This is a genomic window from Butyricimonas sp. Marseille-P3923 (genome assembly GCF_900184685.1).
Lineage (GTDB): Bacteria > Bacteroidota > Bacteroidia > Bacteroidales > Marinifilaceae > Butyricimonas > Butyricimonas muris.
The window spans coordinates 1,568,188-1,581,166 of record NZ_FXXL01000007.1; the positions used below are offsets into that span (position 1 = coordinate 1,568,188).

Consider the following 12,979-nt stretch of genomic DNA (forward strand, 5'->3'; position numbering starts at 1 on the left):
CTTTTAGTTTTTAGCTTTTTTCTCCAATCCCGGAGCCGATAAAATCGGTAAAATATCCTGTGATTTGGCTTTCCGTTGCGTTTCTACTTTGTTTACCAAAATAGTCGGAGAAATTGCCGTAACAGGGATAGAACCGGACTCGGCACCACACATACCCGTGAATACACGAGCGTCATTTCCCGCGTAAATAATATTCGAGAACATGGAAAGGGGAGTTCCGATCAGATCCACGCCGCGTACCAATTGGTCGGGACGACCGTCCGCGAACACTTTGTACACTTCCAACGGGGTAACGTTAAAGGAGTTCGTTCCCCCTTTTCCGGTGAACGTGAATCCACTCGTTACCTCTTTAAAGAAATAACCGTATTCTTTACCTTGTTTTTTCACTTCCTCGATCAACAATTGGCGCAACTCTTCCGGAGTTTTCGGGTTAGAAGTCTCAATCACCAAATTAGACTGGCGAGATACCGGATCAAATCCCCCCATAGCCCGCGCGTGCCCGTTCGAGCGAGGATGCCCGTCAATCGGGGTGCGAGTCATCAGGAACTCGTTCAACTTGCCGTTCACAACCACGTCTACCCGTTCAGCCTTCACACCTTGGTCGTCATATTTATAGAAACCGTTCAAATCCTCCCCGGCATATTCCCGGATTGTCGGGTCATCATACACGTGCATATCAGCAGGCAACACGTACTCACCAACCATTTTTTTGAACGTCTGTCCGTCACTCTCGCTCTTCATGCGTTGTCCTTCAACACGGTGACCGAATATCTCGTGGAAGAATACCCCGCTGGCAGGACCGGACAACAAAGCCGGACCGGTGTAGGGATCTACCATCGGAGCGACACGCAATGCTTCAAGAGTTTTTACCATTTCTTTCGCGTCGGCGATGATCTTGTCGTTTGACGGCAGATCTTTCGGATCATAAGCAAAATAAGAAAGATTCAACGGCAATTCCATTCCGTCGTCAGCCTTCGTCTCCCCGAATACCATAATCCGGGCATACGGCAGATTCTGAACAACCTCCGTACCTTCGCTATTCACGAAATAACGTCTTTCCACGGTATAAATCATCATAGCGTCACCTTGCATGATTCCGGGTTGATTTTTGAACACGGCGGAAATTTCCTTCAACCGTTTCGCCCACTCGTCCAGATCAATTTTAGTTTTTTCTACCGGAAGCGGAGCCTCGTAATACTTTTCTACCGGAACTTCCGAGAAATAAGGAGCCTTATCCTCTTCCTCCACGTTCACCGTCGTCTGCGCTTTGGTTCTCTGGTACATATCCACGGCAAACTTGTAACGGTTGTTTGTCTCGTTCCAGATAGCTTGACGAATGGCATCTTCATTATTATCCTCGTCCAAAGGCAATCTGGCTGACGAAGGCTGTTGCGCCCCCATCTGGGCAAACTTGAAATTATCTAATGTTGCATCTCCCAAACGAATTTGCGGTACTAAAGTCCGGGAACGATATTGTTGACTGTTCATCAACGCCCCGAAAGAAGTGGATACCACGGACGTGGTCACATCAATAACCCTGTAATTCATGTGATACGGGGGAAACTCTTCGCCTTTCAGTTCCTTCATCTGTTGTGCCAACTCTTCCTTGAGTAAACTCAACAACTTATCCTGTGCCTGCCCGTAAGTTTTCGGTACAAACAACAAGGTGAGAAAGCAACTCAAAATAATCCATACTGTTTTTCTCATGTGTGTAATAGTTTTAATCTTGTAAATAATAAATAGTCTGAAAACACGCACTATTTTCGATAACAAATATAAAACGATTCTGTATGGTTACAAAATGCAATCGATTTAAATTTTAGTTAAACCCGAGAAAAAATAAAAAAAGGGGATTTCCCATCACGGTACTTTCACCCTCCTAGACAAATTAGAATTCAAAAAACATTACATTTACATGTAACTATCTTGTAAAAAAAAACGTTTTCAAAAAAGCCTCCGGTTATTAAATAGAACGTCAACTCGGATTTAACAAAAAAAGTGTATGCACACTTCCGGAGGCTTATTCCTTCATTTGTGCTATACACTTCTTTATTATTTCTCGAATTGACAAAGCAAAGGTATAGATTTCTTTATTAAAAACCACATAAAAATAAAATAATTTATACTTTAATTCCGACCTTCAATATTCCACCTGTTACCTCCCTACTATATTCTTCGCCAATATAGCACACCTATTACACTATGTGTAAATAGGTTAATCAAATCTTCCTATTCTCTTTCCCCATCGTCGTTTCAACCAAGCCACAACCACGGAACTCACGATTCCCCCGATAATACTGATCACTCCGGCAAACAAATGATCTGCCATCTGCGACAACACCGAATTAAAACTCAATGTCGAGAACATTCCTATTATAAAATAATTCATACGATTGAAAGTTGAAAATTGAAAATAATAGAAGCCAGCCGCCCCGACGCAAAGCCCCGTGCGACTGAAATCTAAAATCAAAAATGGCAAATCAAGAAATCAATAAGCTGTCCGATGCCATCTTCCCATTATCCAGCGTGGCGAAGCAATACGCTTTAACCTTAGTGTTATCCCACTCATCCGGTAGCGCGTAACTCGTGCTACCACCTTCACCGCGGACTCTCAACGTTATTAATCTCGCCCGCTCTCGTACCGTCTCGTACAACACGCCATACACTTGATCTCCGGCAAACGCGTACCCATCCTCTTCCTCTTGCATCTCTTGCACAAACTGGAACTTCTTACTTTCCTCATCGTAATTCACGGTCACCTTTGGCGGATTAAGCATCCCCGCGGCAACCTGCAAAAGATCGAAATCTATTGTTCCCACGTTTTTCTCATCCACGGTTACCGCTTTCATATTCCGTGCCACGAAAGCATTCGACGTGGTCCCGTTCCCCACACCCGCGAAGCCTTTCCGAATGATCGGCAGAAGACTTCGGGATAACTGTACCACAGCTTTCATTTTCGCCCGCTGTACCAGTATCTCCGGTGTCGGGTTGTCTTTCCTTGAAAAAACTTTCGCTTTCGCGATATTTTTCCTTCTCGTGTAACACAACGTGATGTTACCTACTGATTTTCTCGCTTTACCTAACAAATAAGAATTAAATTCTGCCATAAAACAATTGAAAATTAAAAGTTGAAAATTGAAAATTTACTTATTCTGTGATTGCCGATTAAACGATTCCGTAATTACAAAATCATAAATCGGAAATCACTCAATCAAAATCGAAAGTCATAAATCATAAATCATAAATTTTTAAACGCCTCTTCCAACGCCGGTCCCGGATTCTGTTTTCTTGTTGTTATATCCGAGTGGCCTACCACGTTCTTGATCGGGTAATGTTTTTGAAGCAATCGGCAAACTTGTGCCAATACCTGAACCTGTACCCGCGTGTAGCGATGCCAAAAAGTCGGCACGTCCCCCTTGTCAGCCGTGTACACCTCTTCTACCGGGACCTCCCGACCACATTCGGCAAAAAACTTTTTCCCTTTCTACCGGAGTTTCCCGAGATTATCCAACTCGATCCCGATAGAATAATGATTCAATTCGGCACGTCCCGCGTACCAGCTTCTTCCGGCATGCCATGCCTCGATATTGAACGGCACAAGTTGAAAAACTTTCCCGTCCCGCCCGATTACCAGATGTGCCGAAGCCGCCACATCCGGCCGGGTAAGATAAATCGCGGAAGATTCACCACTCACACCCGCGGTATAATGCAACACGATCATATCCGGCTCCTTTAACGGGCGTGTATTCTTCGAACACACCAAATGCACCACCCCATCCCCGTCACCCATCAAACGATGGTTGACAATTGAAAATGGAGAATTAAAAATTGAAAATGCCATACTAAATAATTTAAAGTTTAAAACCTAATCGACAATCATTAAATCACTGAATTAGCGCCGCTTGCGCGTGAAAGCCTGCATGATTTTCTCCCCGCTCCTTCCCACCACGTATCCGCCTATTCCGATTTCCAGTAAATCCCAGAAGCGGGAAGTATCGGAGAGAATCGGCAGACTCGTGAAAGTACCGACAAGAACAATCAAGGCAAATATCAACATTACCAACGGTCGCCACGAGCGTTGTAACCAATTGCCACGAGCTTCTTCCACCAACACGGCAGTCCGAGCTTCCATCACCCGTTGTTCCCACTCCATGAACACCCGCAACAGATCCGTTTCCAGTTGCTTTTTCTCCCTCGCCGGGAGCGTCAGGCGATCGACCAACTCGCCAACCGCACTGACAATTCCGGTTACAGGCTTCATTTCCAGCCTTGAATTTTAATAAAATCCGACGGGTAATAATACCTCCTCCCACAAATCTGACATTTCCGCACCTTATCTTTCTCCGCGTACCGATCCAAAGTGCGGCGGTGAATCTCCAATTTTTTGCATAAAGCCTCCTCACTCATCATCTGCTCGAAAGGAGATTGTTTCAATTCCCGCAACCTCGACTCGATCATGCACAAACGCAGAGAAATACCTTCTTGCAGCTCGACTACCGTCACCAGTAACTTTTCATTCTTTTCCATCGTTCATTGTAATAAAGATTAATATTATCACCATCTCCTCGCATCCAATTTTTCAATATGATCTTCCAGCGACGTCCTCAATCGCTCGATCAACGCCGTCGGGTGGGGCCTTGCCAGCGACTTGCTGATCAACGAGTAATAATCCGGGTTCAAAGGCAGATTCCATACCCGACAGAAAAAACGAATAAACTCCTTTTCCGTCATATCCCCCGTCAGACACCGCACGATACCCGAACGATAGAAACAAGCCAACAACTCCCCCAGTTCCATATCGTCTAACGACAAGGTAAACACGGAAGGCAACACCGCTGGTTCCGAACAAAAACATCGGGCATAACGCAGGTACGACTCTCTCTGCACCAGCACGAAACGATTGATCATTTCCCGTGTATCGGCATCCAGCTGTTTGAACTGCACCAACTCATCTCCCCGCATAATCCTCAAGTAGCGATGCAATGTCCCGTCTTTCCGGGGTGAGAACACCTCTTCCAATTCCAACACCCGTTCGCTCAACATCTTCCAGATCATAAAACTCCGCTGTCCCCGGACTGCAGTCTCCGCCATCATCGGACAAACCGCCAATTCCAGATCCAAAAGTTCCAAACGCATCCCCCCTTCCCATTCATAACCGTTATAACGAATCGGAGCTGCAGGATCGCCCGTCAATTCCGCCTTTGCCTCAAACAATAGATTCAAGTACTTCAATAAATCATTTTTCTTGCTCATATCTTCAGGTATTGTGTATTAGAAAACGCTTTCCTGTCGGGAGTCCCGAAGAAACAATAAATATGCACCCGGGTTCCCTTTCTCCTCGTCAACGGGAATGTCACCTTTTCATCCAAACGCTTGGCCCCGATTCCCTCCACGACTACCGGGGAAAAAGAACGATTCCCGTACAACAACACGACAGTCAACCCGTCGTCGGCATCCCCGAATCCGTCCCACGTGTCAGCCTCCCATCGCAATGTCACCCGGTCTTCAGCGTCCACCTCCGCCTCCAACTCGTACACACCCCGGCGTTTCCCTACCGAGAATTGCAGTAACGAAAAATCCCCGATTTTCCCGTTCGCCTTAAAGGCTTCCAGATTCATCTTCATAAACAAGGAAAAACCATTCATCCTTGTCCCTTTTGCCGATACGTCCAGCACATCCCGCAACGAAGTTTCTTTCAATTTCTGGTAAAAACGCACTGCCACCCGGAACCTCGAACGTACCGCCTGCTGTTTCGGCGTATTGGGATCATTTCTATTCACCGCCAACGCCCTCGCGAACGTTTTTCCGTTCATGGTACAGAAAACGGTGTTCCCCACTTTCCCCCGAATCTTAAATAAACTACTTACTTCTGCCATAATTTTTCATTTAAAAATTTATACTCCAAAATCTACTGACATATCGTCAAACTTTGATGATGCAAACATACAACCCTTTCACCCGTCCGCCTTGCAGGGTGAACATGGACAATTCGTGACAATAACAGACTCTCACCAAAAAAGACAAAAAAAATCAGGAGATGTGGCAAAACACACCTCCTAATGAATTACAATTTTTTCCGCGAACTATTACTCGACCACCTTCCAATCCGACACTGTTCCCGTTTCCGACGAGAAACTAACCCCGATACGATACAGCCGACGCTCATCTTCCAAGTAAGGCAATGCGTACCCCTTCTCCTCTATCTGGCGCAATGCCTCGTCCGCCGTACCGTCCAACTTGAATTCGAAAATATAAATATAATGATCGGTCTCGATGATACAATCCACTCGTCCCTCGCTCTGCTGCTTCTCCGTGTAAACCGTGTAAACGCTAACCAAACGCATCAACAAATAGAACGTGTAATGAAAATACCGCTCTTTCTCACGTTCGTTTTCCTTACGACGCATCGTGTAAGGAATACTACTCAAAAACGAGGTCAACAAGCGACGGAATTTTTCCGTGTCACCATCCTGTAAGGTATCCACCGTATCCTGTACCCAATTATTAATGCTTGTTCGCGGCTTCAAGTAATCTGAAGCCACCATGGTCAAGAAACCGTTTTTCACCTCGTTATTCGGGAAATCGAGCAAAAACGTGTTACGACGCATATTGTATCCTTTGATCGTCAAGTAACCACTCTGGTAGATCATCGGTAAAGGTTTTTCAACGTCTGCCTTGTAATCCACAAATTCAGGAGTTTCATAATAACGCCCCGTCAGTTCATTCAGATTTTCTCTAGTGTGATTCAATAGACGAATAAGATAAGACGGGGTACCACTCCGGAACCAATAATCTTGAATCATCATTGCATCCAAAGCATTCAATAAACTGAACGGGTTATAAACATCCACTAACCGCGGACCGAAATGATAACCGTCATACTGACGTTTCAACAACTGCCTCATCCCTTCCGCATCATAATGATAAACCTCTGCCATCTCCGTCATGGGTGATGCAAAATAATAATCCAACTCATCTTGCGTAATCCCGCAAAGAGCCTCGTACCGACCATCCATACTGATATCTTTCGGTTGATTGAAACCACTGAACACGCTCACCTGCGAGAATTTCGTCACTCCTGTCAGGAAAACAAATTGCAAATGCTCGTCAGCTGCCTTGAAAACAGAATAAAAACCTTTCAGTACCCCACGGTTCCATTCCTCCAGCAGCATCCGGTTGCCATCCACGGTCACCTCTATATTTGTATCCAACACGTCAAGAATCGGCTTGTCATATTCATCTATCAACACCACGGCTCGATGCCCCGTCCACTCGTGTGCTTTCTCTAGCAATTGGATAAAACGATCCCCCACGTCCAAACCTCCATTTTCTAAACCGAATTCTTCCTCCCAACGGGATACATATCCTTGGAGCACGTTCTCTAACGTTTCCCCTTTCAAAAAATTCCGTCCGTTAAAATCAATATGAAACACCGGATACACCAACCAATCCTTCTCCAATTCGTCAATCGCCAGCCCCTTGAAAAGTTCCTTCCGTCCCAAAAAATAATTCTTCAGTGTAGACACCAAAAGACTCTTCCCGAAACGACGCGGACGACTCAAAAAATAGATTTTTCCTTCTTTCACCAACGAGTAGACCAAGGCGGTCTTGTCCACGTAAACATAACCGTCCTCGATGATTTGGTCAAAACTCTGGATTCCTATCGGGTACTTCATCTTCAAAATCGTTTTAAAGTTGTTCATACAAAGATATTACAATATTTTCCATGTCCCAACATGTCAAAGAACTTTTACTGATTCCTTCTGAAAATCTGCCAATTATCTCTCACGTTAAAATCTTAACCAGCCCCTTCTCTCGTTCTTTCCCCGTTGTTCTGTCATTCTTTCCCCGTTTCGAAACGACTAAACTTTGACTGCACAACGTGAGAACATCTTACCCCCTTCTCGTACTCGGCTTTTCCGCCCCCCTTATATTATCAGATTTTGTTGATGCAATCATACAATTGCTTCAACGACTTGCCTTGCAGGGACAGTATGGACAATTCAATACAATTTTGGACAATAAAAAAATCTCTCTTTTTCCATCGGTAAATTACCAACACACCATTTTTATCAGTTCAATACATCACATAAAAATAGGCTGGAATTAATCTTCGTTCCCACAAAAATTCTCCTCCAGCCTATTAAAATTTCAGAACAAAAGCCTCAACACTTTAGTTTTCCGAAATTTGTATTTGAAGCACACTACACTATTTTATCAATAGACAATTATTCAATTTTGAACAATCAACATTAATTATAGCATCCCCACAAGCACCTGCTCCCAACACGTATTTCCCGTAAGTGAAGCACAGTTTTTTACCCGTAAAATTTAGAGCTGAACAAGTGTTTACCGTTGGCTGTTCGGAAAAACATTCATCCGGATTTTTAAATTCCTGTTTTAATACCCGGTTGATCTCGTTTGCTTGTTTCAAATCCAGTATATCCCCCTTAGATAAGAATTTACCGTTTTTCAAATCATAATTCAAAGCATAGTACTTCGTTTCCCCGTTCGCTCCACCTAAAGAGATATACACTTTCAGACGCAAGCTGATATAATTGCTGTTCGCCATAAATACACTGTCCTCCACGAACATTTCCAAAGGCCGCATAGGTTCGGCATCAGGAATCGTATCAAACGCTTGATTATACGCTTTTACTTGAACTTTAAAATCATTTTTCAAACTATCAATCAACGCGGCAACCCGGTCATTGACAACTTTACACTTTTGGGGATCTGTCGAAGAAAATACCGGTTTTGATATTTGTATTTCCCATATCTCCGTGTTATCGTTTTCTTGCTCTTTCTGCACATTGATATTCTCCGTCTGGCATCCTGTCAAAACGGAAAAAACGATTCCAATCAATATTAAAAATTTCATATTCATTTTATTCTTCTTGTAATAATTCCAATTCACCTAATTTACGATTAACAACATTCTGAATCATGAGTTGTGTCATTTGCATATCCAACTGGTAAGATGCCAACAGAGCCTGATTATAGCACTCTTTCGCGCTGCCGTACTCTGCCATCATCTTGTAAGAATCACCAAGCATTACCAGATAATTTATTTTATCCATGGAAGCCACGTCTTTATCCTGTAATGCCTGCTTCATCCATTCCACGGCTTGCATATGCGCCTCTTTCGGTAATTTACTGCCCATGGCATCATACATATTTTGTGCGGCACCACCGTAATCCTCCCCGGTAGCATTTGCTCCCAAAATTTTAAAATAGTCATTCATCTGTTCCATGTATTTTTTCACGTCTTTCTCATAATACAAGGTATAGATACCATCATAATAACTCTTGGATTTCTCGTAAGGTGACACGTCGGTTTTGGCTATCACGTCGTATGCCGCTTTCAAATCACCCCGTACACGTTCCAGATACTTTTTATACTCTTCCTTCCCTGCCTTGGCAAGATTTTTCATCACGTTATCGTTATGCTCGATAATGAAATACGCCGGGGCATCACCCATCACCTGACGGTAAGCCGCTAGATTCTCGTTGATAAACTCGATCAAAGGATCGTCCTGTTTCGTGTTATCGTGATACGTGAGAATGATATTATAGTCCGTTTTATTGATTAAATCCGCCCCCATCTTCTGCTTTATGTATTCGCTATACATTTTATTGACGCGGCTCACCCACTTTTCAGACTCGATTCCTTCTTGTGCTGACACGAAAGCAGGAGCCTCTTTCAAAAGTTGCTGAAGAACATCCAAATCGTTTTTAGAACGCTTGTATTGGGCGTACAAATCCTCAAAACCCAATTCTTCACCCGTCGCAACCTTACCTTGCTTCAAAAATTCCTCTATTGACATGGAACCCGTTTTCTGTAAAACCACTTTCCCATCGGAACGGACGTAAGCCAAGGTTGGATAAGCACTGATTTTGAATTGTTTCACTACCGCCTTGTTTGCCGGATCTTCCGCATTCAACTGGATAGCGATGAATTTACCGTTATAATATTCTCCCACACTTTTATCCGTGAATACCTCTTTCGCCATCATTTTACAAGGACCGCACCACTCGGTATAAAAATCAATAAAAACCATTTTATTCGTCTCGGCTGCTTTCGCTAACGCCTCTTGATAATTTCCCTTGAAAAAATTGATACCCTGCCCTGCAACGTTAAATACCGCAATCAGACAAACCATCATCACTAAAATACTTCTTTTCATTCTATTTCTTTTTTATCATTCAACAATAAAAGTAAATGCATTTTTCAATTCCGCAGAATAGTCCTCGTTGTATACCCGCAAACTGACCAGATAGTGCCCCTTGGGGACTTTCGTGTGTAAAGGCAATTCCATGATACCACCTCCACGTACAACTACTTCCTGTTTGAATGCTTCCGCATCCCCTCCCTCGGTTGCAGTCACGTTCACCAATTCATAATTCAAGGGATTCGTCCCCAGTACTCCCTGTATTTTAGGAGATACCCAATTGGCATCGTTCATTATCCGGAGTTCATCTTCCTCCGGGTCTAATTCCTTCCGCACGACAATTGAAGTTGGATCATATTCCGCATTGTCTGCTTTTAAATACCCGACCTTCACGTCATGACAACTCCATAACGCAAATACCAGAAAAAATACACTATATATCGATTTCATCTTTTATATTTAATTGGTTAATAATACTATTCAAAATCGTCCGGAGTTGTTTCCTCCTGAGTGAAAATAAAATCTCCCAAAGTGAAATTATAATGCAAGGAATGGACAACACCATTCGTCGGCTCGATATTAGTAGACGCAATGTCTATATGTTTCCCTCTATTGTCCAAAGCTTTAATAAATAGTACAATTGCACCTACTCCCGCAACCTCGTTGTAAGAATCTTGAAAAGAATAAATCCAGAAACGATTGCCCATTTCACCAGTGAAAACAGTTCCCCCGGTACCTTTATATTGATCCGGATTTTCATCTTCAGTATTCTCGTCACCACCATCACCCATATCTCCGTCAGGATATTCCCAATCGTCACCGGAGTCATCCCAATTATCGCCGGAGTCATCCGTATTTTCTTGAGCAATTTCCTTACCGAGAGGAATATCGTCACGCATATGTTTCCCTTTGACAACACATTCCATGATCATCTTGTAACAAGTATCGACCTCGATTTCCGCCACACTGGAATATCCTTTTTGCAACATATACCGACGGATAGAGTGGTTTGTCGGACCAAAGAATGTAATTTGCTCGTAACCTGCCCTTTTACCTTCAAACAAATCCACCAGATTCGCTCTCTCGACCATCAAGCGGGTACTATCCCAATCATAATGATTGGATTGCAGGTACTCGTACATATTTCCGTCGAACTTCCCGTTGACCAAGCCCGTCTCTATCATATTGTATTTCGTGTTGCACGAAATCAACAGAAACAAACCGACAATTGATATAATACATTTCATATTTTAATTTCTTTATAAATTCATGTTAGAAAAATTTAGACCAATAACGATTCTGACGAATCAAGTCATTCATCGTTTGTGCCGTTGAACTGATCGGCAAAAACAAAGCTCCGTCCTGCACATCATCATCAGATAACCGGGAAAATGCCGGGCTCAATTCTGTCTTGAAATATCCGTTCCGAATCACATCATAATAACGATGTCCTTCCGCTATCAACTCTTTCTCTCTCTCCTTAAATATAGCATATTGCAAATCACCATCCCCGGCAGCGGGATAGGCATCGGCTTTCGCCCTTTCCCTAATTTTATTCAAATCGTCTTTTGCCCGGCTGTCTCCTAACTTCGCGTAACATTCAGCCCGCAACAAATAGATATCCGCCAATCTCCAATAGCAATAATTCGCGTTAAACGTAACAAATGTTTCTCCGGCAGAATTATTTTCTTTGATATACAAACCATTCCGATATTTATATAAATAGGCGTATCCCGTGTATTCTTCCGAAGACGATTGTGAAGCTTCATCGAAATGATAAAAGAAAGCGTTCCTTCTTTCATCTTTATTAAGGTACAGCCCCCTCACGGTCTCGTTATATAAATAAAAACTAATATTATAATCGTACGGAAAATCGCCGACTTGAGCGTATTTATTCACCGGCCAATTCACGTAATAACGAGAAAGGACTTTACTTGTCGGCCAAGAAGACGAATACGGGTCAAGCATCAACTCGAATATACTTTCCGGATTGACAACATTCGGGTCAGACAAGTATTGACAGAGCTCACTTGGAGTTTTCGCCAGCTCGTATTGACCGACTTTTTTCGTGATTAATTTTGTAGCCCAATCTACAGACTCTTCATAACATTTTTTAGAATCTCCCTCGAATTTGTATAAATCGATCACACTCCCCTTCCATGCGTACAAGTGAGCCAACAATGCCGCGGCAGAACCTTTACAACCGAATTGCTTCACGACACTTTTATTCCCGGAAATGTCCTTCATATCCTCGAAAAGAGGAAGAATATCAAATGCCTTCCGGGCATTCGCAATTGCCGTGTCAATGACCTCCAGAGTTGGACTGGTAGCGTAAGCGGAAGTGGTTGATGTATTCTTCGTAATAATAGCTTTTCCCCAACGTCGTGCCAAGTCGAAATACAGCAATCCTTTCGCGAAATAAGCCTGCCCGACATGAAAATTCACTCGCTCTTCCTCGACATTCTTTATATTCCCGATATTTTCCAAAATAAGGTTAGCCAAATAAATAGCATCATAATGATTTTTCCAATCTACATACATAGAACCCTCGTCTAAGGCCGAGGATTGCAAATTCCTGACCTCATCAAACCATGTTTCGTCTGCCAACACCCCCATGAATACATGGGCATTTTCCTCCGAAAAATAGGATCTTATAATACTATGCATCTCCGACGTAACGGATTCCAGCTCTTTCTCATCTTTAAAATAATTGCCTATCGTGGAAGCATTTTCTGGAACCACATCCAACAAAGAGTCACAAGCCGTCAAAAGAAAGCAACATACCACGTAAATATATTTTCTCATAA

The 12,979-nt window shown here is 43.1% G+C and carries 13 protein-coding genes and 1 pseudogene; all 14 read right to left on the reverse strand.

The genetic code is table 11. From position 1 onward, the window contains the following. Window positions 1–3: 3 nt before the first annotated feature. Entirely contained in the window at window positions 4–1,707 is a 1,704-nt protein-coding gene (locus tag CS948_RS17975; RefSeq protein ID WP_099293327.1) for a TldD/PmbA family protein, read from the reverse strand. Window positions 1,708–2,215: 508 nt separating this feature from the next. Continuing rightward, window positions 2,216–2,389, reverse strand: a complete 174-nt coding sequence (locus CS948_RS21750; RefSeq protein ID WP_176555116.1) for a hypothetical protein — start codon at window positions 2,387–2,389, stop codon at window positions 2,216–2,218. Window positions 2,390–2,480: 91 nt separating this feature from the next. After that, window positions 2,481–3,107, reverse strand: coding sequence for a hypothetical protein (locus tag CS948_RS17980; protein ID WP_099293335.1), 627 nt, complete (start codon window positions 3,105–3,107; stop codon window positions 2,481–2,483). A gap of 131 nt (window positions 3,108–3,238) precedes the next feature. After that, window positions 3,239–3,841: pseudogene (locus CS948_RS17985) on the reverse strand (N-acetylmuramoyl-L-alanine amidase). A 51-nt stretch (window positions 3,842–3,892) separates the two neighbouring features. Then, window positions 3,893–4,261 carry a 3TM-type holin gene (locus CS948_RS17990; protein ID WP_099293337.1) on the reverse strand — a complete coding sequence of 123 codons (369 nt, stop codon included), beginning with the start codon at window positions 4,259–4,261 and terminating at the stop codon, window positions 3,893–3,895. Then, the gene (locus tag CS948_RS17995) at window positions 4,258–4,527 is read right to left on the reverse strand and encodes a hypothetical protein (protein ID WP_099293339.1); all 270 of its coding nucleotides are present in this window, start codon (window positions 4,525–4,527) and stop codon (window positions 4,258–4,260) included. The genes CS948_RS17990 and CS948_RS17995 overlap by 4 nt, the downstream gene beginning before the upstream one ends. A gap of 27 nt (window positions 4,528–4,554) precedes the next feature. Next, window positions 4,555–5,253, reverse strand: a complete 699-nt coding sequence (locus CS948_RS18000; protein ID WP_099293341.1) for a hypothetical protein — start codon at window positions 5,251–5,253, stop codon at window positions 4,555–4,557. Then, window positions 5,250–5,876: a DUF6266 family protein gene (locus CS948_RS18005; protein ID WP_099293343.1), complete on the reverse strand. Its 627-nt coding sequence runs from the start codon at window positions 5,874–5,876 to the stop codon at window positions 5,250–5,252. The genes CS948_RS18000 and CS948_RS18005 overlap by 4 nt, the downstream gene beginning before the upstream one ends. 210 nt (window positions 5,877–6,086) lie before the next feature. Then, window positions 6,087–7,676 carry an ATP-binding protein gene (locus tag CS948_RS18010; protein ID WP_099294674.1) on the reverse strand — a complete coding sequence of 530 codons (1,590 nt, stop codon included), beginning with the start codon at window positions 7,674–7,676 and terminating at the stop codon, window positions 6,087–6,089. A gap of 533 nt (window positions 7,677–8,209) precedes the next feature. Further along, window positions 8,210–8,881, reverse strand: coding sequence for a PdaC/SigV domain-containing protein (locus CS948_RS18015; protein WP_176555117.1), 672 nt, complete (start codon window positions 8,879–8,881; stop codon window positions 8,210–8,212). 7 nt (window positions 8,882–8,888) lie between these two features. Beyond that, on the reverse strand, window positions 8,889–10,187 hold the full coding sequence (locus CS948_RS18020) for a thioredoxin domain-containing protein (RefSeq protein ID WP_099293347.1): 1,299 nt from the start codon (window positions 10,185–10,187) through the stop codon (window positions 8,889–8,891). 15 nt (window positions 10,188–10,202) lie between these two features. Continuing rightward, a complete protein-coding gene (locus CS948_RS18025) occupies window positions 10,203–10,622 on the reverse strand; it encodes a hypothetical protein (RefSeq protein ID WP_099293349.1) in 420 nt (139 codons plus the stop codon). 26 nt (window positions 10,623–10,648) lie between these two features. Then, window positions 10,649–11,419 carry a hypothetical protein gene (locus tag CS948_RS18030; RefSeq protein ID WP_099293351.1) on the reverse strand — a complete coding sequence of 257 codons (771 nt, stop codon included), beginning with the start codon at window positions 11,417–11,419 and terminating at the stop codon, window positions 10,649–10,651. Between the two features lie 25 nt (window positions 11,420–11,444). Then, window positions 11,445–12,977, reverse strand: coding sequence for a RagB/SusD family nutrient uptake outer membrane protein (locus CS948_RS18035; protein ID WP_099293353.1), 1,533 nt, complete (start codon window positions 12,975–12,977; stop codon window positions 11,445–11,447). Window positions 12,978–12,979 lie beyond the last annotated feature (2 nt).